Raw genomic sequence first — 24,708 nt, 5'->3', positions numbered from 1 at the left:
TTCTCCTCGAGGCGGGTCCGGTCAGTCCGGGACGATGACGGCCCGGGTGCGACCCTGGTACGCCCATGCCTCGCCGACGCGGCTGAGCGGGTAGACGGTGTACGGCGCCTCGAACGTTCCGTCGGCGAACCGGGCGATGACCTCGGGAAACTCGGCGATCATCTGCGCCTTCGAGACCGAGCCCATGCCACTACCGCTGATCCGGATTTTTCGGCTGCGCAGCAACGCCGCGGGCAGCACCGCCTCGGTACCGGCGAGCGAGCCGATCTGCACGTAGTCGACCGCGGCGCTGTCGTCCTCCACGCCGGCCCTTCCCAGCGCGGCGAAGGCGGCCTCGGCAACGGGGCCCCACACGAAGTCGAGCACGAGCGCGGGCTGCGCCTCGGCAACGGCCGCGCCGAGGGCGGCCACCCAGGCGTCGGGCGTGGCGCCCGCGAGCGGAACGGTGACGGCGCCGAGGCCGCGCAGCCGCTCCAGTGCCTCGTGGTCACGTCCGGCCGCGATGACCCGTTGCGCGCCGAGGGACAGCGCCGCCCGTACGGCCAGGCTGCCCGACATGCCGGTCGCCCCGAGCACCAGCACGGTGCCCAGCTCGCCCACCTCCTTGCGCCGGGCGGTCAGCGGCATCCAGCCCGACATGGCGGGGTTCATGCCGGCGGCGACCGCGAGCGGATCGACCCCGGCGGGCAGCTCCACCTCGAACGGGGTGACCAGCCATTCGGCCATCGTGCCCCACGGCGACTGAGCAAGGCCCGTGTAGACCAGCCGCCCGTCATCGGTCCGAGCCACCGCGTCGACTCCCGGTACGAGCGGATACGCCTGGTCGCTGCCGTAGTGGCGGCCGGAGACCAGCCCGCGGACGACATGGTGCAGACCCGCGCCCACGAGTCGCAGCGGCTCCCGGCCCGGCCGCTGTTTCGGATCGGGGAAGTCCGCGCAGACGGGCGTCGCTTCCGGAGTGTTGACGACTACAGCACGCATTGCACGCTCCTGAACTAAGTTCATTTGGTGCTCTCACTGTGCCTGAACTTTGTTCAGGTGTCAACCGAGACGGGGCGCGCATCCTCAGCGGCACGCGCATTTCCGATCCCGAGATGGTGAAGGCGAAGGAGTCCTGGCTCGCTCGCCGAGCGCGATGAGCGGCTGGGTGAAGGCGCCGAACCGGTCAAGGCCGCCGGACACCTCCGCGACGACGGCATCGACTTCGGCATGCCTATGGCGGCAATGTCGCGGGCGCTACGGATGCTGATGGACCACCCAATGCCGAGATGGTCGGCCCTGTGGGTTCCAAAATGGGCGTAGGCGGTTGACCTGCGGGTTTTCCTGCGGTGGTGGTCGAGGGCCGGCAGTATCGCGGGCTTGTGACAGTACGGATGTTCTAACTGATCTTCGTGCGCCTGGTCAGCTGGATGGCGCTGCCGGCGCGCTCGGCAGCTTCCAAGGATGCCGAGTTGCTGGTGCTGCGTCAGGAACTCGCCGTGCTGCGGCGGCAGAACCCTCGGCCGAGGCTGGACTGGGCGGATCGGCTGGTGCTCGCCGCTCTGGCCTGGCTGCTCCCAGATCGGCGCGGATGAGTCGGCTCGTGACGCCGGACACGTTGCTGCGGTGGCACCGGCGGCTGGTCCGCTGGCACTGGACCTATCCTCCCAAGCGAGGGCGGCCGCCGGTCGACGCCAGGCTCGCGGCGCTGATCGAGCAGATGGCGCGGGAGAACCCGGGCTGGGGCTACAAGCGGATCCAGGGTGAGTTGCTCGGCCTCGGGTACCGGGTCGGTGCATCCACGGTGCGGCGGGTACTGAGGCGGTTTCGGATCCCGCCCACGCCACGGCGCAGCCGCTCGGCGTGGCGGCAGTTCCCGCGTGCCCAGGCCGCCACGATGCTGGCCTGCGATTTCTTCCACGTCGACTGCGCGGTGACCTTGCGTCGGATCAAGGTGTTCTTCGTGATCGAGGTCGGCACCCGCCACGTCCGCGTTCTGGGCGTGACCGCACACCCCGACGGGGCGTGGACGGTGCAGCAGGCACGGGATCTGCTGATGGACCTGGGGGAGTGCGCCGCCCGGTTCCGGTTCCTGATCCGGGACAGGGCCGGGCAGTTCACCGAGGCGTTTGACGCGGTGCTGGCCGGCGCCGGGATCGAGGTGGTGAAGATCCCGCCGCGCAGCCCGCAGGCGAACGCCTGTGCCGAACGCTGGGTGCGTACCGTCCGGTCCGAGGTCACCGACCGGATGCTGATCACCGGACCGCGGCATCTGCGGGCGGTCCTGGAAGAATACGTCGCGCACTTCAACCGGCTTCGCCCGCACCGGGGCAGGAACCTGCGACCACCGGACAGTGGCCCCATGCAGGCGGTGGTCAGGAGGTCGCGCCGCCCTCGACGATCTCCATCAGCATCAGCGCCGTTCTCGCCTCGATCGTCTGGCGTGGCGACCGCAGATTGAGGCCGCTGAGCGCCTCGATTCGCCGGAGCCGCTGGCTCACGGTGTTCACGTGCAAAGTGAGCCGCTTCGCTGTCGCAGACCGGTCGAGGTCACAGTCCAGGTACGTCCGCAACGTGCGCAAGAGCTCCGTGCCGTGGTCGGAGTCGTAGCGTGCGACGCTGCCCAGAGTCCGTTCGGCATAGCGCTTGAGGTGCGCCGGCTCCCCGTACCTCAGGAGGAGGCCGGCCGCCCCCAGATCGTCGAGCGCCACGATGCCGCCGGTCGCGCCGCTCGCCAGGGTGAGCCGCAGGGCGCCCACCACGGCCGTATACGTCTCCGGGATGCCGTCCTCCAGCTCCGATGTCACGACGAGAGCACTCGAGCCGGCGTGCCCCACGACTGCGCGCCGTAGCGTCTCCTCGCCGGAGGGTTGGTCGAGGTCGACGGGCCACAGTGCCACCACCAGGCCACGTATCGCGGCGATCAACGGGCGAGGCCGGACGTGTGCGCTCATGCGGACTGCCGCGGATGCGGCACGCTGGATCGCTCGTTCCTTGTCCACGACTGACATGACACCGGCGCGGGCCGCTGCGCTCCCCGGCGCCCTGCACGCGGCCGCGACCAGCAGCCGGTGGGGCGGTGCGAGGTCGTGGCCCAACAGCGTGGCTCGCTCGTGAACTTGCGGCGAGCCCGGGTCGGCGCCGGCGATCAGGTCCGCCAGCAAGTCGCCGCGCACCTCCTGCTCCGCTTGGGCCGCTGTGCGCTGTCGCAGCATCTCGAGCGAGAGGACCACAGAGGCGTGCTCGGCGGCGCGAACTCCGAGCGCGTCCAGCCGCTCCGACATCTCCAGAAGCCACACGGTCGCGACGACCGACCCATCGAGAAACACGCTCACGATGACGTGCTGGCCGTCATCGTGCACCAGATCACGCTCGCCCAGCAGTCGAGGCGCTGCCATCGCCGCACCAGCCGCTGAGGGCACGAGGGCGACGGGAACCGCGCTCCGAGTGGACGCGAGCGGAACGCTGTCCGAGCTGGCCAGCGTCTCACCGTTCGCGTCCCGGATGACCACGCCACAGCTGAGGAGATCACGCAGTGTCGTGGCGATGCCCTTGACCCCCCCGGACCGCACCGCCACATCGAGCAGCTTGTTGTGGATCTCCTCCGACCTGAAGATGAGCTCGTGCTGCGCTCGGAGGTCATCTCGGATCCGACACGAGGTCAGTGCGATCGCGGCATGCTCCGCGAACAACTTCATCTGCTCGACCTCGTCGGCGGTGAACTCGTGCGCGACGCTGCGATAGCTGTTCAGCGTGCCCAGTACGCCGGCCGAGGTCGTGAGGGGTACGGCCAGGATCGATCGATAGCCCTGCTCCTTGGCGGTCGCCGTCCAGCCCGACTCCGGTTCCTCGTGGACGTCACTCACGCCGCACGGCACGCCGGTCAGGTAGGCCCTGCTCGCAGGCGCTCCAGACGTCGTGTCCGGCTCGATGCGGATGGGATGGCTCGCGTTCACGCGTTCGACGTACTCGTCCGGGAGGCCGCTCACGCCGACGATGTCCAGGCTCTGCCCGCTCGCGGAGGGAACCATGACACCGCACACGTCCAACCCGAGCAGATCCCGGGCCGTAGCCGCCAGCAGGTCCAGCAGCGCCCTCAGGTCGTAGCCGGCGTTGACGGCCGCGGTCAGCGACCCGACCTGTTCGACCCACTTCTTCAACTCTGAGTCGCTCCTGGCGTTCATCTGCTGAGTGTCGCCCGTCACATAAGCGGGGCGCAATCCATGGGACGACGACCATTGCAGCGCCGGCAGGAAGGTTGAGACGTTCGTCACACCTGCTTCACCGGCTCCGGAACGGCATCGACCCGGCTGCCACCGGAGGAGCGGTTCCGCTCAACACGACCCCCGTTGCGCCTTGGAGGGACCCTTGAAGGTCATGCGTGCAGAGCCGCAGGCCGCCGTTGGTGGCCGGCGTGGCGAGCCGGCGCGGGCCCGCGGGCGGGCACTGCTCGACGCCTTGCGTTGGGCGGAGCCCGCGAGCGTCGTGGTCGTCGCCGTCCTTGCCTGGGAGATCACCTCACACGTCGGGCTCCTGCCCCAGAGGGACTTCCCGCCGGCCACGCAGATCCTCAGCGCCTTCCTGACCGACATCAGGCAGAGGGAGCTCTGGATCGGTGTCGGCGCCTCGATGCGCGACAGTGGCATCACCAGGCCGAAGGATCTCGAGGGAAAGAAGATCGGGCTGGTCCAGCTGGAGAACGTCAACCACGCCGCCTTGCTCGACTGGCTCACGCAGCACGGCGTGGACACCTCCAAGGTCAAGTTCGTCCTGGTCCCGGTGCCCGACATGCCGGCAGCGCTGCGCTCTGGCCAAGTGAACGCCGGTCAGGTTCTCTACCCCTTGGCTCAGACGATGGTGAACGAGGTCACCGCGATCGTTCCGAACATGATGGAGTCGTTCGGGGCCCAGCCGGTGCAGGGGTACACGATCGTCAGCGGCAAGTTCGCCACCGAGCACCCGGACATCGTTGCCAAGATGCAGACAGCGCTGAAGAAGGCCAACGACCTGCTTGTGGCGGATCCGAACGCCACGGTCGCAGCGGTCCACTCGCTGACCGGTGCCCCCGAACAGCTCCTGCGAGCCTCCAGGCTGCCGGCGTTCGGCAACGACCTGAAGCTTCAGTCGTCCCAGGAGCAGGTCGCCCTCATGATGAAGTACGGCTTCCTCGACAAGCCGGTCAACCTCGCTTCCCTCGTGTTCCACCAGTGACTGGCGCCTCGAGAAAGGGCCGAAAGATGGAGATCAACTTCAAGGAAGACCGCGTCGGCGGATTCAACTACGAGCTCTTCAGGACGATCAGCTCGCCCGCTGCAGAGATGGGCGAGACCCTCGCCGTCGGGGACCGGATCGAGGATGACGACACGGAAAGCTGGCTGAGCGAATTCAGTCAGGCCGCGAAGCGGATCCACGACCGTGCCGTCACCTACGCGGAGAACGGGTTCCCCCCAAACGCCTCGCGTGCGTTCATGCGAGCCGGCAACTTCTACCGTGCCTCCATCTTCTACGCCTTGACGTCGGATCCTCGGCGTGAGAAACACTGGCGGGTCAGCAGGGACTGCTTCCGTCGTGCGATGGAACTCCACTCGACGCCGGTTCGGACGGTGGACATCCCGTTCGGTGATGCCGACCTGCCGGGTTACTTCTTCTCCGCGGGAGCCGGGCACCGCCCGACGCTGCTGGCGATCGGCGGGTTCGACTCGACCGCCGAGGAGGTGGCCCTGTGGATCGGGCTGGAGGCGCAGAACCACGGGTGGAACTGCTTGGTGTTCGAGGGCCCGGGCCAGTGGGGCGCACTGTACGACAACCCGGGGCTCACCATGATCCCTGACTACGAGAGGCCGGTTTCGGCGGCGATCGACTTCGCCGAGACGCTGCCGGACGTCGACCCGGAGCGGATCGCACTCGTGGGCTACTCCCTGGGCGGCTACTTCGCCCCGCGGGCCTTCGCCTTCGACCGGCGCATCGCGGCGTGCGTCGCGAATTCGTTCATGCCCTCCATAGCTGAGCCGTGGACCTCGTTGTGGCCCCGGTCGTTGGCCGAGCTGAAGGGTGATGCGTTCGACGCGGCGTTCGGTGAGGTCGCCAAGACGAACCCCGGTGCGGCGTGGACCTTCGACCACGGACAGTGGGCACTCGGGTTCGACAGACCGTCGGGCTTTCTCGACATCTGGAATGACTACACCGTCTTCGACCTGGCCGAACGCTTCGATCGACCGTTCCTGAACATCTGCGGCGAATCGGAGCTGGCCCGGTTCAAGGAGGGTCACGGCACCGCCGAGTGGACCAACCGGCAGCTGACCTTCCTGGCTGACGTGCCCGGCTACTGCGAGGCGTACGTCTTCACCGACGAGGAAGGCGCCTCGACGCACTGCCAGATGGGCGGCATCCGGCAGGGCGCCGCGGTCACCATGTCCTGGCTCGAGAACGTGCTGGGCGACCATGCCGCCCGCGCTGATCAGAACGTCCGGCGTGGCAGCAAGGTCCTTCACCCCGCCCTGACGCGCGTGATGCGGAGCGTCTTCGGCGATCCGGTCGACGACGGCCTCCACAGGCTCCTGGCCCAGCCCGCAGGCACGCCGCTGGCGATCTGAGACGGGCCGGCCCACGACCCAGGCCGTCGGTCAAGGCATCCGGGGATCTCCCGCGGAATCAGTGGCCGTCAACCACTCGGTCACAGCACAAAGGGACACACGATGTATCTGACTCAGGGACTGCACCGGTCGGTGCAGCAGACGCCCGAGGCCACCATGACGATCTGCGGCGGCAGAAGGCGTACCTACCGGGAGGTGGCCGAGCGGGTGGCCAGGCTGGCCAGTGCGATACGCGAGCTCGGCGTACGCGAGGGCGACCGGGTCGCGATGCTCGGGCTGAACTCCGACCGCTACCACGAGTACCTCCTGGCAGTGCCGTGGGCCAACGCGGTGCTGAACCCCGTGAACATCCGGTGGAGCCCGGCGGAGATCGCCTACTCCCTGAAGGACTCCACCACCAGGGTGTTGTTCGTCGACGACGCCTTCTCACGCATGCTTCCGGCCATCAAGGAAGCATGGCCCGGGCTGGCCACCGTCATCCACACGGGCGACGGTCCCCTCCCTGAGGGGGCCCTGTCCTACGAGGAGCTCATTGCCGCCAACGATCCGGTCGACGACGCGCGGCGGGGTGGAGACGAACTCGCTGGATTGTTCTACACCGGTGGGACCACGGGCTTTCCGAAGGGCGTGATGCTGTCGCACGCCAACCTCCTCACGTCGGCGTACGGCATCGCCGCCGGCGGATTCGCCTTCCAGCCGCGCGGGACCTACCTGCACGCAGCTCCGATGTTCCACCTCGCCGATCTGATGGCCTGGAACGCCGAGCTCCTGCACGGCGGCCGGCACGTCTTCATCCCGTCGTTCGAACCGGTCGCGGTGATGAAGGCGATCGAGCAGCACGCGGTGACCGACGCGTTGCTGGTTCCGACCATGGTCCAGATATTGATCGACCACCCGGAGCTGTCCGAGCACGACCTCACCAGCTTTCGCGCAGTGTTCTACGGCGCCTCACCGATGCCCCAGCCAGTGCTGGAGCGGGCGATGAAGGTCCTGCCGAACGCCCAGTTCACGCAGGGGTACGGCATGACCGAGCTGTCGCCGGTCGCCACCTTGCTGAGCCCCGCCGACCACGAGCGCCCGCACCTGTTGCGAGCCGCAGGGAGGGCCGCTCCCTGCGTAGAGGTGCGTGTCGTCGACCCGGCCGGGACCGAGGTTCCGCGGGGCACAGTGGGCGAGGTGGTCGTCCGCGGCGGAAACGTGATGCTCGGCTACTGGAACAGGCCCGAAGAGACTGGCGCTGCCGTCCGCGACGGCTGGATGCACACCGGCGACGGTGCCTACATGGACGACGAGGGCTACATCTACATCGTCGACCGGATCAAGGACATGATCGTCACCGGTGGCGAGAACGTGTACTCCGCCGAAGTGGAGAACGCCGTGGCCCAGCACCCCGCCGTGGCCGCATGTGCCGTGATCGGCGTGCCGGATCCCGCTTGGGGCGAGCGCGTGCATGCGGTCGTGGTCCTCAAGCCGGGCGCCGAGGCCACCTCCGAAGAGATCCGCGAGCACGCCAAGACCCGTATCGCCGGGTACAAGTGCCCACGGAGCGTCGATTTCGTGCAGACGCTGCCGCTGTCGGGCGCCGGCAAGGTCCTCAAGCGCGAGCTGCGCGAGAGCTACTGCCGTCAGGTTGCTGAGCAGACCCACTGACGGCAACCACAGCACGGGCGATCGCGGCGACGAGCCCCACCCGGAGGCCAGGGGGATTGTCCGGGGCGGGCTCGTCGTCGGCCTGTGCTCGGCACGACCACCCTCAGCCCAGTTCGAGGGACCGTCCGATGATCTCTCGCATGATCTCGCTGGTGCCGCCGTAGATCCGCTGGACGCGTGAATCCGCGTACGCCCGGGCGATCGGGTACTCGAGCATGTAACCGTAGCCTCCGTGCAACTGGACGCAGGCGTCCACGACCCGGCTCTGCAGTTCGGTCGCCCACAGCTTGGCCTTGGCGGCGTCCACCGCCGTCAGCCGACCAGCGTTGAGCTCTAGGACGCACCGGTCGACGTAGGCTCCGGTGATCTCCACCTCGGTGACCAGGTCGGCGAGCCGGAAGCGCGTGGCCTGGAAGTCGCCGACCGCGCGACCGAACGCTTGACGCTCGCGCACGTAGTCCGTCGTCAGGCGCAGCGCAGCGACCGACCCGGCAACCGCGGACACGGCGATCGACAGCCGCTCTTGGGGGAGGTTGCCGGTCAGACCGAAGAAGCCGGCCCCCTCCCCGCCCAGGAGGTTCGTCGCCGGCACCCGGGCGCCGGTGAAGGACAGCTCGGCCGTGTCCTGGGCGTGCATGCCGAGCTTCTCGAGGTTGCGGCCCCGCTCGAAGCCGGGGGTGCCCCGCTCGATCACCAGAAGGCTGAGGCCGCGGTGCGGGTCCTCGCTGGTGCGGACCGCTGTGATCACGAGGTCGGCGTTGATCCCGTTGGTGATGAATGTCTTCGCACCGTCGACGACGTAATGGTCGCCGTCTCTCGTCGCGCGGGTTCGGATGCCGGACAGGTCCGAGCCGGTGCCGGGCTCGGTCATCGCGATCGCCACCACCGTGCTGCCGTCGGCCACGCCGGGAAGCCAACGCTCCTTCTGCGCCGGCGTCGTCAGCTCGAGCAGGTACGGCATGCAGATGTCGGCCTGCAGCACCGGACCGAGCATGGCGGGCGAGACGCCGGCGTACGCGGACTCCTCGTTGAGCACGGCGTTGAATCGGAAGTCGTGGTTCCCGGCACCGCCGTACTCCTCCGGGACGGAGGCGAATGCGCCCAGTTCGGCGACCTGCGTGAAGAGCCTGCGGGGCGCGATGCCGGCGTGCTCCCAGTCGGGATAGAACGGCACCACCTCACGCGCGAGGAACGCTCGCACGCTCTTCCGGTACGTCTCGTGCTCGGGCTCGAAGATGTTCCGGTTCATCGCGCGTTCAGAGTCGGAAGCCGCCGCCGCACACCAGCGTCTGTCCGCTGATGTAGTCCGACTCCGGCAGGCACAGGAGGTACACCGAACCGGCGGCCTCCTTCGGGGTGCCGGGACGGCCGAGGGGAATCTGCTTCGACAGCGCGTCAAGGAGGTCCGGGTTGACACCGACCTTGAGCTCCCGGCCCTCGACCTCGATGGTGCCCGACCCGTCGGCGGGCGTCTCCGTGAGGCGCGTCGTGATGAACCCGAAGGCCACCGTGTTGACGGTGACGTTGAGCCGACCCCACTCCTTGGCAAGCGTCTTGGTCAGCCCGGTCACACCGGCCTTGGCGGCCGCGTAGTTCGCTTGCCCGGCGTTGCCGCCGAGGCCGGCGACGGACGAGATGTTGACGACCTTGCGGCACGGGATGGGCTGACCGGCGGCACGGGCGTCCTTGACGGCCGCCGAGATGACCGGCTGGGCGGCGCGGAGGATGCGAAACGGCGCCTTGAGGTGCACGTCCAGAATGGCGTCCCACTGCTCGTCCGTAGTCTTCTGGATGACGCTGTCCCAGGTGTAGCCGGCGTTGTTCACGATGATGTCGATGCCGCCGAAGGCGTCGACCGCGGCGTCGACGAAGCGCTGGGCGAAGCCGTCGTCGGTGACGCTGCCGACGCACGCTACGGCGGCTCCGCCCGCCGCCTCGACGTCGGCGACGGTGTGTTCGGCCGGCTCGGCGTCGAGGTCGTTGATCACGACCCTCGCGCCCTCCGAAGCCAGCTTGAGCGCGATCTCGCGGCCGATGCCGCGGCCGGATCCGGTCACGAGTGCGACCTTCTTGTCGAGCGTTCCCATGCGCGGGCTCCTTGTCAGTGGCCGGCGCGCAGCGCGATGACCGCGCGGCCGGTGAGGGTGGTGGTGCCATCGGCGAGCGTGACCGCGAGATCGAGCGTGGCGGTGTCGTCGTCGACAGCCACGACTGTTCCGGTGCAGGTGGGCCGGGCCCCGACGGGCGTGATGGAGGCGAATCGCGTTGAAAGCGAGCGGATTCGGTCCTGCGCGACCCATCCCGTGAGCAACCGGCCGAGGTAGGCCATGCTCAGCATGCCGTGGGCGAAGACGTCGTCGAAGCCCGCGGAGCGCGCGTTGTCGATGTCGACGTGGATCGGGTTGTGGTCCCCGCTGGCGCCCGCGAACAGCGCGAGGGTGGTCCGCGAGATCGGCGGCAGCTCGAGCGGCGGCAGGGTCGTGCCGACCTGGAGATCGGCAGGGGGCAGGGTCTCGGTCACGCGGTCACCTCCGGGTTGCGGACGACGATGACGGTGGTGGCGACGGCGACCTGCTCGCCCTCGCGGCTGAACGTCGTCTCCTTCGTGAGGAGCTCCATGGCGCCACCCCGCTTGGACGTCACGTCCACGATCTGCTCGCCGACGATGAGCGTGTCACCGGCGTACGCCATGGCGCCGTACGCGAAGTGCTGCTCGCCGTGCAGCACGTGCCGGAGGTCGATGCCGACGTCAGTGAGGTAGCGGAACGGGTCATCCGCTTCCAGGCTCACGCTGAAGAAGAAGGTCGGAGGCACGGGCAGGTCGCGGTGGCCGGCGAGACGCGCCGCGTCGAGGTCGGAGTAGACCGGGTTCGTCTCGCCGATGGCCTTGGCGAAGAACCTCAGCCGGCCGCGCTCGAGCTGGACGTCATAGGTCGGGAGCTTCATCGCGAGCGCCCGCGCTCGGTCGATCGCCATCAGCCGACCTTCTGGTAGAGCGTGACGACCGCCGCACCGCCCAGTCCGATGTTGTGCTGGAGTGCGAGCCGGACGTCGTCGACCTGCCGTGCTCCCGCTTCACCGCGCAGCTGCCAGGTCAGCTCAGCGCACTGCGCCAGCCCCGTCGCCCCCAGCGGATGGCCCTTGGAGAGAAGGCCGCCCGACGGGTTGGTGACCACCCGACCGCCGTAGGTGTTGTCACCGTCGCGGATGAACTTCTCGGCAGTACCGGGAGCGGTCAGGCGCAGCGCCTCGTAGCTGAGCAACTCGTTGGCGGTGAAGCAGTCGTGCAGCTCGACGACTCGCAGGTCGCGCGGGTCCACGCCGGCCTTCTCGTAGACCTCGTCCGCGGCGCGCTGAGCCATGCTGAAGCCGACGAGATTCTTGGGGTCCTCGAAGGTGTCCGGCTGGTCGGTGGTCATGGCCTGGGCGGCGATCGCCACGTCACCCTTCAGGCCGTGGCGTCGGGCGAAGTCTTCACTGGCGATGACGGCGGCGGCGGCACCACAGGTGGGCGGACAGCATTGCAGACGGGTCAGGGGTCCGAAGATCCGCGGAGAGGCGAGGACCTCTTCCACCGTGGTCGGGGCCCGGAACACCGCGTACGGGTTGTTCCCCGCGTGCTTCCGGGCCTTCACCGAGATCATGGCGAAGGTCTCCGGGGACGTGCCGTGCTCCTCCATGTAGGCCGCACCCGCGCCCCCGAAGAGCTGGGCGGCGAATGGTGCCTCGCTCGGGCCGTTGCGCTTCTGGGCGACCTCCATGAAGTCGACGAACGGGCTGGGCCGGTCGGACCACTTCATGGCAAGGGCGCCGCGCTCCATCTGCTCGAAGCCGAAGGCGAGGGCGCAATCGACGCTGCCACTCCCCACGGCCTGCGCGGCGAGCCACAGGGCGGACGAGCCGGTCGAGCAGTTGTTGTTGACATTGACGACTGGTATCCCGGTCATCCCGACGCCGTACAGGGCCCGTTGGCCGCTGGTCGAGTCTCCGTAGACGAAACCGGCGTAAGCCTGCTGCACCTGCTCGAGGTCGAGGCCCGCATCGGTCAGCGCCTTCCGCACCGCCGCTGTCGCCATCGCGTCATAGGAGCCGCTCTTGCTCGGGGTCACGAAGGGGACCATTCCGACCCCGACCACGCGTACTCGTCCCACGCTCACCACTCCTGAAGCGAAACGTCCTGGTGCTGCGAATCGGCAGCGTTGCGATCGTGGCAGCCGTGGTTTGGCCCGCACTATGTCGCCGCAGACATCAATCGCAGGGTTTTTGTAGCGGCCGCAACGTAGGTGCCCGCCGGTTCGGTGCGTCATGTTGGAGGCCGGTGACCGACGGCACATCTCAACCGCCAAGGTCCGGAAGGAGGCCTGACATGACCGAGACGGAACCTCGCGCGGCAGCGGGGATCGACCGCACGATGACGGAAGAGGAGTCGATCGCACTCGTCGACGATCTCTGCCTGCGCTACCGCAATTGGGGAAGGTGGGGTTACGACGACCAGCGAGGAACCCTCAACTTCATCACTCCTGAGGCCCTCGTGTACGCCGCCACCATGATCCGCACCGGTCGGATCGTTTCGTGCGGACTGCCGTTCCACAGCGACGGACCTCAGAGTGGTGGCTTCGGCGGCCGGACGAATCCGGTCCATTCGATGTTGCAGGACGGCGGCGACATCGCCTTGGGCGCCCAAGATGACATCGCTCTGCTGCGATACACCGACGACGCCGTCACCATGCCCCTGCAGTGCGGGACGCAGTGGGACGCGCTCGCACACATCTTCTACCGCGGTCAGATGTACAACGGTCACGGTCTCGAGCACGTCACCAGCAAGGGCGCCTTCATCAACGGCATCGAGAACATCGCAGATGCCGTAGCCGGCCGAGGCGTCCTGCTGGACGTCCCGCTGTACCGGGGCGTCGACTGGCTCGACCCCGGCGACTCGATCGGGAGCAGCGAGTTGACCGCGTGCGCCGAAGCCCAAGACGTGGAGATCCGTTCCGGAGACATCGTCCTCGTACGGACAGGTCAGATCGCCCAGGTCCGAGCGCGCGGAGCTTGGGGTGACTATGACTCCGGCCCGGCACCGGGCCTCGGCCTGTCGGCAGCACACTGGTTCGCCGGTCACGAGATCTCCGCGCTGGCCACCGACACCTGGGGTGCTGAGGTCCTGCCCAACGAGACACCTGGCGTGTTCCAGCCGCTCCACCTGATCCTGCTCGTGAACGCCGGCATGACCTTCGGTGAGATCTTCGATCTCGAGGCCCTGTCCAAGGCTTGCCACGACGAGGGTCGCTACGAGTTCTTCTTCACCGCACCACCGCTGCCCATCACGGGTGCTGTCGGTTCGCCGATCAACCCGCTTGCGATCTTCTGATGGGCGTGTTCGAAGCAGACGGCGTCGAGATCACCGTGCTGGTCGAGAACTGGGTGGACATGCTGCTCCCCGATCTGGACCTCGGTGACGGCACGCACTGTCTGCGCAACGGTCTCATCGACCACTTCGACCAGCGGCGACTGCCGCCCCAGGCAGAGAACGGGATCAGCCTCCTGGTGACCGCGCGAAGCGGACGGCACTCCTCGACCGTGCTGTTCGACGTCGGTCTCACCGGCACGGTCTTGACGCACAACATGCGAGCCCTCGGCGTCGACGCCACGCAGATCGAGCAGGTCGTGATCAGCCACGGGCACCCCGACCACTACGGCGGGATCTACGAATTCCTGGAGTCCGTCGAGCGCACCGTCCCGGTCGCCACCCACCGGGACGCCTTTCTGCCCCGGTACGCGGTCATGGCAGACGGACGGTCGTCCATGTACTACAACCAGGCGTTCACGATGGACGACATCGAGCGGCGCGGAGGGCGGCTCGTCCTGGGTGCCGGCCAGCGGGAAGGCGGTGCGCTCGACCTCGGGTGCGGCATGTTCACGACCGGGTTCATCCCGCGTGAGGTGCCTTTCGAAGGGCCGGTCGAGCCTTCGGCACCCCATGCGCCAGGGCTGTACCAGATGCGCAGCGACGGGAGTTACGGACTCGACGAGGTCATCGACGAACAGGGGCTGATCATCGACGTCAAGGACAAGGGACTGGTCGTCCTCACCGGGTGCGCTCACGCCGGAGTCCTCAACACCATCGACCGCGCACGCAAGATCTGCGGCGACAGGCCGGTGCACGCCGTCCTCGGCGGCTTCCATCTGGGTTTTCCGACCACGCCTGCTGCGAACGTGGACCTGACGCTGCAGGGCATGCGGGAACGCGGCGTGTCACACATCATGCCGATGCACTGCAGCGGCCTGTCGACGCACGCTGCTTTCCGCGCGGAGATGCCGGACCGGTACGTGCAGCCGGCTGTCGGAACGGTGCTGAGGTTCGGACGATGAGCCGACCGACGGGCCCGTTGAGCGGGCTTCGAGTCGTTGCGATCGAACAGGCCGTGGCCGCACCGTTGTGCTCGCGGCACCTCGCTGATCTCGGTGCCGACGTCGTCAAGGTCGAGCGGCCTGACGGAGGAGACTTCGCGCGCGACTACGACACCTTCGTGAAGGGGATGGCGAGCCATTTCGTGTGGCTCAACCACCGCAAGCGGTCCGTCGCACTCGACGTGAAGTCCGAGGGCGGCCGGGGCGCTCTGCGGGAACTGCTGGCCACCGCCGACGTCCTGTTGTCGAACCTGCGCCCCGGTGCCATCGAGCGAGTCGTGAGCCCCGAGGAGCTGAACGAGATCAACCCCGGGCTCGTCACCTGCCAGATCTCCGGCTACGGGCCGGACGGCCCCTACCGGGACCGGAGGGCGTTCGACCTGCTCGTCCAGGGAGAAGCCGGTGTCACGGCGAACACAGGTCTCCCCGGCGCACCCGCCAAGCCGGGAGTCTCGCTCGCGGACCTGGCCGCCGGCATCTATGCGACAACCGCGATCCTCGCAGCCCTGAGAGCACGTGATGCGTCGGGAGAGGCCCAGCACGTGCACATCTCCATGTTCGACGTCCTGGCCGAGTGGATGAGCCCACTCCTTCTCGCCTATCGCGAGAAAGGGGTCGACATCGAGCCCGCGGGAACCAGGCACGCCACCATCACGCCGTACGGACCGTTCACCGCTGCGGATGGTGTCGTCCTCAACATCGCAGTGCAGAACGACCGGCAGTGGCTCCTCCTGTGCGGTGTCCTCGGGCTCGAGCAGATGGCCGCTGATGCCCGGTTCGCCACCAACGGTCGCCGCCTCGCAAACCGCGTAGAGGTGGAGGAGGCAGTGGCCTTCGCGGTCGCCGCGCACGGTCACGACGAACTGGCGGTCCTCCTGGACGGGGCCGGCATCCCATGGGGACGGATGAACGGGACCGCTGAGGTCGCGAGGCATCCGCAACTGGAGGCGGGGAAGAGGTGGAGGCCGGTGCGACTGCCCAATGGTGAATTCGCCTCCGTCCTGGCGTCCCCGTTCCGCGTCACGGGTTTCGAGCCACCTGACGACGCCCGGGTCCCCGCGCTGGGGGAGCACACTGACGAGGTCCTTGGCGACGTCCACTCCGACTCGCGGAGTCGCAGTGCCTGAGTTCCTCGTCAGAATCGCGCTCACGCGGCCCGGTTCGCTCGACGAAGACCGATGGAGAGAAGTGCTCGCAGCGGAAGCCGACGTCGCCGCGAGGTACCGGGAAGCCGGACTGATCACCCGCATCTGGCGGTTGCCCGGCACGACGGCCAACGTCGGCGTCTGGCAAGCGACGGACGCCTCGGAGCTCCACGAGCACCTATCCCGACTGCCCGCCTTTCCATATATGGACGTGCAGGTGGAAGCACTCGCGCTGCACTACCTCGAGTCCTCCGGACCCGGGTGACTCACGTCGATGGTGTCCCAGGGAAGCAACGTCTGATGGATCTCAGCCGAGCCAGCACCTTCCTCTTCGTTCCGGGTGACCGGCCAGAGCGTTTCGACAAGGCACAAGCGTCGGGCGCTGACGTGGTCATCATCGATCTCGAAGACGGTGTGGCGCCTTCGCAACGCGAGGAGGCGCGAGCACACGTCGTCTCGTGGCTGAGCACCGGTCGACAGGCAGCAGTACGCATCAGCGCCATTGGCACCGAGGACCATCTTCTCGATCTCGCCGCCCTTCGATGCGGGATCGAGGCGGTCGTGGTGCCCAAGTCTGAATCTGCGGCTGACCTGGCCCGCGTCGCATCGGCGTTGAGCGATGAGGTGAAGATCGTTGCGCTCATCGAGACGGCGAGAGGAGTCGTTGAGGCGACGAACCTCGCTGCCGCAACAGCGGTCGTTCGGCTGGCGCTCGGAAACGTCGATCTCGCCGCCGAGATCGGCGTCGATCCCGACGACCATCAAGCCCTGCTCCACGTACGGTCACAGCTCTCGTTGGCATCGAGCGCGGCGGGGCTCACCGGCCCGATCGACGGAGTGACCACGGCCATTCGCGATACCCACCGCGTGCACGCTGACGCGCAGCACGGCGCCTCTGGGACATCCTTTGGCGCAGCGGTCACAGGCGGGACGCTGACTGATGGGTCACACCGCCGCTGGTCCGAACCGCGCCGAGGAGTGGTGCCAGGCATTCACTTACGCCCCGTGTCTCGACGGCCAGGACGAGATCGCCAAGCGACGGATCGTCGAAGCGCCGGCCTGAAACCTCAGCACGTATTCGGCACAGATGGCCGCCGAGAGCCGGTCACAGCCGGAGACGGCCGGACCTCACACCAACGGCGCCTGACCTCGAAGCCGCAGGTCAGGTGCCGTTTCGCATGTCGATCAAGGCGTGGGCACAGCTGGATTCGAACCAGCGACTCCTGGTTTGTAAGACCAGTGCGGTCACGGATCAAGAAGCATTGCTGAGCTGCGCAAACACACCTCCGTCCAGTCGGCCCCACGGGATTTGGGCACGTATTCGGCGCGGTAGTCAAGAGAGGGTGCTGTTTATGGCCTACCGGAGAAGTCACGGATCATCGGGCGTCGTGCCCGACAAGGGGTACCTGGCAGTTCATACAGACCAGGCCGCGGCTGGACGATCGTGTGGGCATGGTCTTCGCCGAGGGGTTGACGGCGGTCAACCACAGGCGGGGTTCGTAGCGGGTGTTGCGGTTGCCGGTGCGGTTCGCGGTGGCCTCACGGTCGCGTTCACCTTGAACTCTGCCGACATAGCGCCAGCCGCCGCCATCAGGGATGTTGCCGAACTTTTTGACGTCCACGTGCAGCATCGCGCCGGGCCGGTCGTGCTCGTACCGCCTGATCTGCTCCCCGGTGCCGCGCTCGATGTAGGACAGGCGGTTGAGCCGGCATCGCGTGAGCACGGCATGCACGGTCGAGGCCGGCATGCCCAGGCGCCCGGCGATCTGCACCGGTCCAAGGCGCTGTTTCAATCGCACATGCACGATCTTGCGCACCACCGGCTGCGGTGTCTTGGCCGGGCTGTGATGAGGCCGAGAAGATCGGTCGGCCATTCCGGCCGCACCGTGGAGGCGATAGCGCTCCGCCCAGCGTTTGGCGGTCGGCCACGAAACGTCATACCGCTCGGCCGCCCGGACGATCGGCCAGCCCTCCTCAACGATCAAACGCGCCAGCCGAAGACGGCCACGAGGGGTCAAGGCAGCGTTGGCGTGGGACGCGAAGGCCTCCTGGTCGATGGAGCGGTTCCTAGGCAGTTCCACTCCACAACCGGAGGCCTTCACCCGTCACGGACATTCAGACCGTGTCGTCACACAAACTCAACCAACATGCCTGGGCAAGTGCACCGAGGTGGCCCACCTCGGCCGTCTCGACATACCCCGTCTCGTCGATGTGCTTGCGCCAGGCGTCGTTGCCGTCGATTGCCGCTTCAGGAGCGAGTTCGCGGACCTTGCGCGGCCGAGTCTCTGACCCGGTCTTCTCGGCTCCCTGGCAGCCTCTGCAAGGCGGTGGATATTGCCGGTCGCACTGGAGTAGATGGCGGCAGCCTTGATTGGCTGGTTCATGATCTCCTTTAAATGTCGTTGTTTCAGATCTTGGCGGTGATCCCGCCGTCGACGAGCAAGGTCGTCGCAGTTACGAAGCCGGCGAGGTCGGAGCCGAGGAACGCCACCGCGTCCCCGATCTCCTCGGGCTTTCCAAAACGGCGCAGCGGCGCGCGGTCACGTATGGCCTCGTTGTAGGCAAGGAAGTCGGGGCTGGTGTTGTGGAGCATCGATGATTCGATCGGCCCCGGCGCGATCACGTTCACCCTGATCCCGTCCGGCCCGAAGGAGTCGGCAAGGGCCTTGGCGAGCAGGTTCACGGCACCCTTGCTGGAGGAGTAGGCGACGCTGAACCAGTCGGAACCGAAACCCATCATCGAGCCGGTCAGGACGATGCTGCCCGCCTTCTTGTTCGCGAGCATGCTGCGGCCAGCCGCCTGTGCCCCGAAGAACGGGCCGTCGAGGTTAACTGCCTGCAACCGGTGCCAGTCGTCGGGAGACTGGTCCCAGGTGTCCTGCTTCAAGAGGATTCCTGCGTTCGCAACCATGACGTCGACCCCGCCGAACTCCTCGGCGGCGGCAACCAGAGCCTCGTTATCTTCCTGCTTAGTGACGTCGGCGCGCACGAACAGCGTCTTCACGCCAAGGCCCTCGAGCTCAGCCGTCACGCTCGGGCCGCCCTCGCGCGGACCTTCCTGAAGGTCGGAGACGACGACAGCGCCTGCCCCGTGCCTGGCCGCGGCGAGTGCGATTGCCCGCCCCAAGCCGTTCGCCGCCCCGGTCACCACCACGGTCTTGCCCGCAAGGATCCCGGTCACCTGACTCACGTTCGCGCTCGTTGACGTCATGACAGTTGCCTCTCTCGTTGACTGTTGCGCCGCATCAGCGCACCTCCACCGCACATAAGTTATCTGTGCAAGCATCTATTCCCGCAAAGAAGTCGGGTGTGTCTGCGTGCGCAGGCAGCTACATGGCGAGCGGTCCGCGGCGGAGTGCGCCGCGGTTGGCCGCATGGCAAGCGGGTTGAGCGACACTAAGGACGCGGCGTGGAGTGGGTCTCGCCTCGCCCACGACCGCCTCTGGCGCGCCACCGAGGCCAGCTGCCCAACTCGACGTGATCATGGCGGAGATCACGGTGCTGGCTGTTCTCGGGCGGGTGTCATGTCCTCGGGGGTGGCGGCGTGGACGTAGCGGCGCACGGTCTGGCGCTCCAGGCCGAGCGCTTGGGCGATCGCGGAGATCCCCACGCCTTGGCCAGCAGGTCGTGCACGGCCGCGTGCCGTTCCCGCCGCATGGCGACCCGCACGCCTTCCCACTCGGCGGGAACAGCCGCAGAGGCGGTCGCCTCCGGCGGGACAGACGTTGCCTGGTCCGGCTCGTTATCGCTGGTCGGCTCGGGTTGGCAGGCGTGGTGGAGCATGACGCACTTCTCCACCGCCTCGCACAAGTTCTTCCAGATATGGAAGCGGTTTGCCACCTGGACGGCGTCCGGTGCGGCCGTCCGTACGGCCTCGGCATACGCCCACCACGGTCGCGGCAGACCCGCTCGGTGCCGGGATGCTCACGCAGCCATGCGGCCAGGGTGTCGGCGGTCCGGTCGGGCAGCACATCCACCCGCTCGCCGGTCTCCATGTCCAGCAAGATCGTCGCATAGACATGGCCCTTCCTGGTCGCGAAGTCGTCCACGCCAAGCCACGCGGCGCCTTGTCCGCGGCTGTTCCGGCCGGCGACGCAGCAGCCGCAGAAGCATGTTGGGGCTGACCGGGATCGCCAGATGCTTGGTGAGCCGCGCGGCGGGGCGTCCGGCCAGCACCTGCATCAGGCGTTCAAAGACGCGCCGAAGCCGCGGGGTTCGGCACGCGAACCGCTCGGTCAACCCGTCGATCTGCTCGGTGAACGTGCGGCGCGGACATCCGTCCGCCGCGTACCGGAAGCGCTGCACGGCCAGGTCGATCACGATCCGTCGACCGGTCAGCGGCACATCGTCCAGCCTGCGGCGATACCGGCCGTGCCGATGCCTGGACACGATCCCGCAGATCGGGCACCTCGCCTCGGTCGTGGTCGTCCGGGCGGAGATCGTCAGGGCCGGCCCGTCCGCCGTGACCTGCTCGACGGCCACGCACTCAAGATGGCCGGAGGAGGGAGACAGCACCTCGCAGTCACACGCGCCAAGATCTTTCCGGATCAACGACTCGGTGCCATGCGCCGACGTCTATGTGATGGCGGCGGTCCTGCATGGCTGGGACGACGCATCCTGCGTGCGCATCCTGGAGTCCATCAAGAGGGCCGCCGCGCCCGGTGCTCGGCTCGTCCTGATCGAGTGCGTGGTACCGCCCGGCAACGAGCCGCATACCGCCGAACCGACCGACTTGAACATGCTCGCCCTCACGACCGGTAAAGAACGCAGCGCGACCGAGTGGCGGGAGTTGCTCTCCACAGCCGGGTTCTCCCTGGACCGGATCGTTCCCACGGCCGAGGACTACTGCTTCATCGAGGCACACCTGCGCTGACGGACCAGCCACCGTCACATCATCCGCTGCGGGTGAATGTTGTCATTCACCCGCAGTCGGGTTTTTTCATGTGAACGGCGGCGCAGGATCCGCGACACGGTTCGCGCCGGCACCCCGACCAACGGGGCGAGCACGTCGGGGCCGGCGCGATGCTCTGCGCGGGCAGCGAGGACCTTCCGTTCGACCTCGTCATTGGTCCTGGTCGGAATGATGTGCGGCCGTGACGAGCGGGTGAGCGGACCCCGCTCGCCTTCGGCTGCGTAGCGGTCGTTCCAGGTTCGCACGCACTTGCGCGAAACACCCATCGCGGCGGCGATGAGGCTGTTTCCACCCTGACTGGTGGCGTTGAACGATCAGCGGCCGACCGTGGACGGTCAGCCGCGCACTACCGTGAGACATGGAACCTCCGGCCGAGAGCGGATGCGGGATCAGACGAGTCCGTGCTCGACAAGGCTGCGTCCGGTCTCCTCGATCGTGTCGGGTATCGAGCGGAGAGGCCGGCCGAGGAGCGCCTCGGCGGGTCCCCGGTCGAAGCGTTGCGCCAGACCGATGAGCCATCGGTTGTCGCGAAGCTGAGGTTCGAACATGCTCGCGGCCCAGGTCAGCCAGGTCGGCATCGCACGGGTGGGCATCTTCCTGCTCGCCTCGGGAAGCCTCTCCCGCAGCACCGCGGCGACCTCGATCAGCGATGACGGATCGGTGGCGACGATCGTGCGGCTACCGCCCGCCGTCTTGGCGGTCATGGCCTCGATATGCGCGTCGGCGACGTCTCGCACATTGATCCACGGAAGGCGCAGGTCGGGAATCATCGGTAGCGCGCCTGCCATGATCTGCTGGATCGCCGTGACCGAGGTTCCCGGGTCGTCGGAGAGAAGCGGGCCGATGACCCCGCCCGGGTTGATGACGGCGAGGCGGTCGCGTGCGCCGCGTCGCTCGGTGATGTCCCACGCCGCGCGCTCGGCCCGGACCTTCGAGGTGACGTAGGCGCCGAGACCACGCTGCTCGAGCGGAGTCCAATCGGATGCCGTGAATACGTGGCCCTTTCGCGCCGGGGCGTACTGCACCGTCGCGAGGGAAGAAGTGACCACCACGCGCTCCACGCCCGCATCGAGCGCGGCATCGATCGCCCTGGTCGTGCCCTGAACGGCAGGACGGATTAGATCATCAGGGTCCTTCGGCTTCGCCGTGACGAAGGGGGAGGCAACATGCTGCACGAAACGGCACCCTGCGGTCGCGGCCGCCCAGCCCTCGTCCGAGAGGAGCTCGAGCCGCACGATCTCAAGCAAGGCGTCGTCCGCGCCCGCGGCCGCCATCGCAGCGCGCACCTCGTCGGCGCGGGCCAGGGACCGTACCGACCCGCGGACCGCATACCCGCGGCGCAGAAGCTCTGCGGCGATGTGACCACCGATGAACCCTGAGACGCCCGTGACCAGAACCCTGTCCGCCATATCCACCCCATCGACCTGGAATCTTGTCAGTGAGCAGTTTACGAATAATCTACTCAGTGTCAAGATGTAGGCATCATGGTGACCGAAGAGTCCAGGACCGGAGATCGCTACCATCACGGCAACCTGCGCGCGGCGCTGCTCGACAGCGCGCTGGAGGTATTGGCCGAGAGCGGCGTCGCCGGCTTCAGCATGCGCGAGGCAGCCCGGCGGGTCGGCGTCTCGCAGTCCGCGCCCAAGCACCACTTCGGCGATACAGCCGGGCTCCTCGGCGCGCTCGCCACGCGCGCCTACCGCGAGCTGTGCGAGCGCCTCGAGGCGGTGGAGTTCTCCGGGCGCGATGTGCGCGAGCGGGTGGCGGCGCTCGCCCTCGAATACGTTGCGTTCGCGCGGGACAACCGCGCACTGTTCGACCTCATGTGGCGCATGACGCAGTTCGACTACAACGAACCAGAACTAGCCGAGCAGAAGCACCGCGCCCTGCGCGCCCTGGATCGCGTCCTGCGCGGCACGGATGCCGCGCAGACGGCCGAGGGCGCTGCGCTGGTGCAGAGCTACGCAGTGTGGTCGCTCGTGCACGGCTACACCACCCTCGCACTGGAGGGAGCGATCGACGAGGAAGCCGCCGACCCGTTGACGAGCGACCTGCTCCCCGCGATGCTCCGGCTCGTCGATGTATACCCCAGAGATCGGCGGTAATCGACGAAGGCTCCACGTCGTGGCAGCGCAGCTTCACTCGCCGGTCGGCAACGCAGCCGTGCCCAGTCCGTGCTCACTTCAGCACGTGCCGCCCGAGGCTCGATGACCTCGCCGGGCTTGAGTCCCCGATAGTGGTGGAGCGGGCCTTCGACAAGCCACACCCCACTCGGAGGTTCTTCCTACGTCAACAGTGCCGCGCTGCTACCAACCTCATGGCCGGGCACAGCTAGGCTGCTAGTGCTCTGTCCGTGAACGTTGGCCGGGTCTGATCATGCGGCTTTGGGACGCCGTGGGTCTTCCCAGCGTTGTTGTCGTTCGCTGCGGGTACGGGCGCGTTCGTGTCGTTGGGCGGCGAGGATGTCGGGGTGGCGGGCGTTGGCGTTGCGCCAGCGCAGGTGGTTATGCAGGGCGCGGGTGGCCACGGGGTGGTTGGGGTGGTTCGATCCGTTGACCACGAAGGTGCGTAGCGGTCCGAAGTGCGCCTCGATCGGGTTGGCCCAGGAGGAGTAGGTCGGGGTGAAACACAGTTCGACCTTGTTTTTGCGCGCCCAGGTGCGGATCTTGGTGCCGCGGTGGGCGGACAGGTTGTCCAAGATGATGTGGATCGGTGCCCCGTCCGGGCGCGCCGCGCGGATGGACTTCAGCGCGGCCAGGGTGTTCGCGGCGGATTTCTTGGCGCGGGCGACGCCCCACAGGGTGTCATCGCCGAAGGAATAACAGTCGTGGAACTGCCGGACCCCGTGAAGCTTGTGGTAGTTGGCGGGCAGCCTGTCTGGATGTCCTTTGCGGGCCCAGCCGGCTCCGGCGTATGGCCGGATGGTGAGTGGCCCGAACTCATCGAAGGCGAATACCCGGTCGGGGAAGTTGCTGGTGACGTGCTCGATGCGGGCCGGCTTGGCGTCCCGGCGCGGGTCGTTGGATTCCTTCCAGGTCTTGGTCCGCTGAAAGGTGATCTGGTGTTTGTGCAGGAACTGCCGCAGCCGTTCTCGTCCGATCCGGACCGGGCGGATCGTGTTGCCGGCTAGGTAGGCGGCGAGTTTACGCAGGCTCCAGCGGGTGAAGGGCTGCTTGAGCGCCTCGGGTCTGGTGGTGGCCGTCGCGACGATGAAGGCTTTGTCCTCAGGACTGATCAGGCGGGGACGGCCACCCGCCCACTGAGGGTCCAAACTGGCCAGGCCCATCTCGTTGAACCGGTGGATCACTCCTCGGACCGCGTCCTCATCGCCTTGGACCAGCCGCGCGATCGCCGGGACGGTGTTCCCGCCGGCCGAGGCCAGCACGACCATCGCACGACACAGCCGCACCGCCGAACCGGTTCCTCTCCGCACGATCTGCTGCAGCCGCTGACCCTCATGATCGGTCAGACGGCGCACCCGAACTGGATCTGCCATCCGACCAGCCTCACGGCATAGCGGACACCAACCATGAACGTTGACCGGCGTGTCGACCAACCCGGCCAACGTTCATGGACAGAGCACTAGACCGGTCAGCCATCCCGGCTTCCCTGTAAGCGCAGTAGCGGATCCCGGTCCAGGTCACCCCGCATCTCGCATCGCCGAGGGTTGCCTGCGCGCCTGCTCGAGACGAAGCGCCCGCGGACAAATGGCTCGCAGGATGCAGCACCTGGAATAAGTGTCTGCGCAGACAGGTTGCTATGATCAGCTCATCAACGAGGAAGGGTGATCTCCACGGTCTCCCCGCTCACCCCGACGCCGGCGGCACGGTGGAGGCCCGCCCGGCGAGAGGCCGGTCTACCACCACGGCGATCGCGACGACGCCGCCCGGCACGGTCGGCGTCGCGGCCAGGATCTGACATAACGACGCCACCCCTTCACGTCTCGCTCCGTAGCGGCAAGGTATGCGAACCCATCCGGAAAGAGACAAAGAAATGACTTACACAGACCTGCGGGACAAGG

The 24,708-nt window shown here is 67.6% G+C and carries 23 protein-coding genes, 1 tRNA gene and 3 pseudogenes; 12 read left to right on the top strand and 15 right to left on the bottom strand.

All coding sequences use genetic code 11. The features are described from left to right. Window positions 1-21: 21 nt before the first annotated feature. A complete protein-coding gene (locus OG417_RS39770) occupies window positions 22-981 on the bottom strand; it encodes a zinc-binding alcohol dehydrogenase family protein (protein WP_329240231.1) in 960 nt (319 codons plus the stop codon). 470 nt (window positions 982-1,451) lie between these two features. Here OG417_RS39770 and OG417_RS39765 point away from each other — a divergent pair, with 470 nt between their 5' ends. Then, window positions 1,452-1,574: a hypothetical protein gene (locus OG417_RS39765; RefSeq protein WP_329240230.1), complete on the top strand. Its 123-nt coding sequence runs from the start codon at window positions 1,452-1,454 to the stop codon at window positions 1,572-1,574. Next, entirely contained in the window at window positions 1,571-2,440 is an 870-nt protein-coding gene (locus OG417_RS39760) for an integrase core domain-containing protein (RefSeq protein WP_329240228.1), read from the top strand. The genes OG417_RS39765 and OG417_RS39760 overlap by 4 nt, the downstream gene beginning before the upstream one ends. Here the strand turns inward: OG417_RS39760 and OG417_RS39755 are convergent. Then, a complete protein-coding gene (locus tag OG417_RS39755) occupies window positions 2,355-4,163 on the bottom strand; it encodes a helix-turn-helix domain-containing protein (protein WP_329240227.1) in 1,809 nt (602 codons plus the stop codon). The two genes, OG417_RS39760 and OG417_RS39755, sit on opposite strands and share 86 nt — an antisense overlap. 193 nt (window positions 4,164-4,356) lie before the next feature. Between OG417_RS39755 and OG417_RS39750 the strand changes: the two genes are divergently transcribed. The 3 genes from OG417_RS39750 (at window position 4,357) to OG417_RS39740 (ending at window position 8,222) form a co-directional block, all read left to right on the top strand. Beyond that, window positions 4,357-5,190, top strand: coding sequence for an ABC transporter substrate-binding protein (locus tag OG417_RS39750; protein WP_329240226.1), 834 nt, complete (start codon window positions 4,357-4,359; stop codon window positions 5,188-5,190). 26 nt (window positions 5,191-5,216) lie between these two features. Then, window positions 5,217-6,572, top strand: a complete 1,356-nt coding sequence (locus OG417_RS39745; RefSeq protein ID WP_329240225.1) for an alpha/beta hydrolase family protein — start codon at window positions 5,217-5,219, stop codon at window positions 6,570-6,572. Window positions 6,573-6,674: 102 nt separating this feature from the next. Continuing rightward, the gene (locus OG417_RS39740; protein WP_329240224.1) at window positions 6,675-8,222 is read left to right on the top strand and encodes an acyl-CoA synthetase; all 1,548 of its coding nucleotides are present in this window, start codon (window positions 6,675-6,677) and stop codon (window positions 8,220-8,222) included. A gap of 103 nt (window positions 8,223-8,325) precedes the next feature. Here the strand turns inward: OG417_RS39740 and OG417_RS39735 are convergent, their stop codons facing one another. From OG417_RS39735 to OG417_RS39715, 5 genes are read right to left on the bottom strand one after another with little or no spacing between them, the layout of a single operon-like run. Beyond that, entirely contained in the window at window positions 8,326-9,471 is a 1,146-nt protein-coding gene (locus OG417_RS39735) for an acyl-CoA dehydrogenase family protein (RefSeq protein ID WP_329240222.1), read from the bottom strand. Window positions 9,472-9,478: 7 nt separating this feature from the next. Next, window positions 9,479-10,309, bottom strand: coding sequence for an SDR family NAD(P)-dependent oxidoreductase (locus tag OG417_RS39730; RefSeq protein WP_329240221.1), 831 nt, complete (start codon window positions 10,307-10,309; stop codon window positions 9,479-9,481). 14 nt (window positions 10,310-10,323) lie between these two features. After that, window positions 10,324-10,743, bottom strand: a complete 420-nt coding sequence (locus OG417_RS39725; protein ID WP_329240220.1) for a MaoC/PaaZ C-terminal domain-containing protein — start codon at window positions 10,741-10,743, stop codon at window positions 10,324-10,326. Beyond that, window positions 10,740-11,198: a MaoC family dehydratase N-terminal domain-containing protein gene (locus tag OG417_RS39720; protein WP_329240218.1), complete on the bottom strand. Its 459-nt coding sequence runs from the start codon at window positions 11,196-11,198 to the stop codon at window positions 10,740-10,742. Before OG417_RS39720 ends, OG417_RS39725 begins: the two co-directional genes overlap by 4 nt. Beyond that, complete coding sequence (locus tag OG417_RS39715) at window positions 11,198-12,373, bottom strand: lipid-transfer protein (RefSeq protein ID WP_329240216.1); 1,176 nt, start codon at window positions 12,371-12,373, stop codon at window positions 11,198-11,200. The genes OG417_RS39720 and OG417_RS39715 overlap by 1 nt, the downstream gene beginning before the upstream one ends. Window positions 12,374-12,540: 167 nt before the next feature. Between OG417_RS39715 and OG417_RS39710 the strand changes: the two genes are divergently transcribed. From OG417_RS39710 to OG417_RS54615, 5 genes and pseudogenes are all read left to right on the top strand, one after another. Next, window positions 12,541-13,590, top strand: coding sequence for a cyclase family protein (locus tag OG417_RS39710; protein ID WP_329240214.1), 1,050 nt, complete (start codon window positions 12,541-12,543; stop codon window positions 13,588-13,590). Window positions 13,591-13,595: 5 nt separating this feature from the next. Further along, entirely contained in the window at window positions 13,596-14,591 is a 996-nt protein-coding gene (locus OG417_RS39705; RefSeq protein WP_329240213.1) for an MBL fold metallo-hydrolase, read from the top strand. Next, entirely contained in the window at window positions 14,588-15,757 is a 1,170-nt protein-coding gene (locus OG417_RS39700; protein WP_329240211.1) for a CaiB/BaiF CoA transferase family protein, read from the top strand. Before OG417_RS39705 ends, OG417_RS39700 begins: the two co-directional genes overlap by 4 nt. Further along, complete coding sequence (locus OG417_RS39695; RefSeq protein ID WP_329240209.1) at window positions 15,750-16,040, top strand: muconolactone Delta-isomerase; 291 nt, start codon at window positions 15,750-15,752, stop codon at window positions 16,038-16,040. Before OG417_RS39700 ends, OG417_RS39695 begins: the two co-directional genes overlap by 8 nt. A gap of 35 nt (window positions 16,041-16,075) precedes the next feature. Further along, window positions 16,076-16,612 (top strand): annotated as a pseudogene (locus OG417_RS54615) (HpcH/HpaI aldolase/citrate lyase family protein); the annotation flags it as partial. Between the two features lie 356 nt (window positions 16,613-16,968). Here the strand turns inward: OG417_RS54615 and OG417_RS39685 are convergent. The 5 genes and pseudogenes from OG417_RS39685 to OG417_RS54605 form a co-directional block, all read right to left on the bottom strand. After that, window positions 16,969-17,052, bottom strand: a tRNA-Val gene (locus OG417_RS39685). A 234-nt stretch (window positions 17,053-17,286) separates the two neighbouring features. Next, window positions 17,287-17,832, bottom strand: a pseudogene (locus OG417_RS39680) (leucine zipper domain-containing protein); the annotation flags it as partial. A gap of 350 nt (window positions 17,833-18,182) precedes the next feature. Then, window positions 18,183-18,965, bottom strand: a complete 783-nt coding sequence (locus OG417_RS39675) for an SDR family NAD(P)-dependent oxidoreductase (RefSeq protein ID WP_329240206.1) — start codon at window positions 18,963-18,965, stop codon at window positions 18,183-18,185. Between the two features lie 332 nt (window positions 18,966-19,297). Continuing rightward, entirely contained in the window at window positions 19,298-19,678 is a 381-nt protein-coding gene (locus tag OG417_RS54610) for a transposase (protein ID WP_442875782.1), read from the bottom strand. 399 nt (window positions 19,679-20,077) lie between these two features. Continuing rightward, window positions 20,078-20,257 (bottom strand): annotated as a pseudogene (locus OG417_RS54605) (transposase family protein); the annotation flags it as partial. A gap of 76 nt (window positions 20,258-20,333) precedes the next feature. Here OG417_RS54605 and OG417_RS39665 point away from each other — a divergent pair. Beyond that, the gene (locus OG417_RS39665; protein ID WP_329240202.1) at window positions 20,334-20,648 is read left to right on the top strand and encodes a methyltransferase; all 315 of its coding nucleotides are present in this window, start codon (window positions 20,334-20,336) and stop codon (window positions 20,646-20,648) included. A gap of 14 nt (window positions 20,649-20,662) precedes the next feature. Here the strand turns inward: OG417_RS39665 and OG417_RS39660 are convergent, their stop codons facing one another. Together OG417_RS39660 and OG417_RS39655 are read right to left on the bottom strand one after the other, a co-directional pair. Then, window positions 20,663-20,965: a hypothetical protein gene (locus tag OG417_RS39660; RefSeq protein WP_442875781.1), complete on the bottom strand. Its 303-nt coding sequence runs from the start codon at window positions 20,963-20,965 to the stop codon at window positions 20,663-20,665. A 111-nt stretch (window positions 20,966-21,076) separates the two neighbouring features. Further along, entirely contained in the window at window positions 21,077-22,096 is a 1,020-nt protein-coding gene (locus tag OG417_RS39655; protein ID WP_329240199.1) for an NAD-dependent epimerase/dehydratase family protein, read from the bottom strand. Window positions 22,097-22,171: 75 nt separating this feature from the next. Here OG417_RS39655 and OG417_RS39650 point away from each other — a divergent pair, with 75 nt between their 5' ends. Continuing rightward, window positions 22,172-22,792, top strand: coding sequence for a TetR/AcrR family transcriptional regulator (locus OG417_RS39650; protein ID WP_329240198.1), 621 nt, complete (start codon window positions 22,172-22,174; stop codon window positions 22,790-22,792). A gap of 269 nt (window positions 22,793-23,061) precedes the next feature. On the opposite strand, the gene OG417_RS39645 is transcribed toward OG417_RS39650, so the two are convergent. After that, window positions 23,062-24,183 carry an IS630 family transposase gene (locus OG417_RS39645; protein WP_329262944.1) on the bottom strand — a complete coding sequence of 374 codons (1,122 nt, stop codon included), beginning with the start codon at window positions 24,181-24,183 and terminating at the stop codon, window positions 23,062-23,064. Between the last annotated feature and the right edge of the window lie 525 nt (window positions 24,184-24,708).

The organism is Actinoallomurus sp. NBC_01490, assembly GCF_036227085.1.
GTDB lineage: Bacteria > Actinomycetota > Actinomycetes > Streptosporangiales > Streptosporangiaceae > Actinoallomurus > Actinoallomurus oryzae.
The sequence above is the reverse complement of the archived record's forward strand: the minus strand, read 5'-3'. Positions and strand labels throughout refer to the sequence as shown.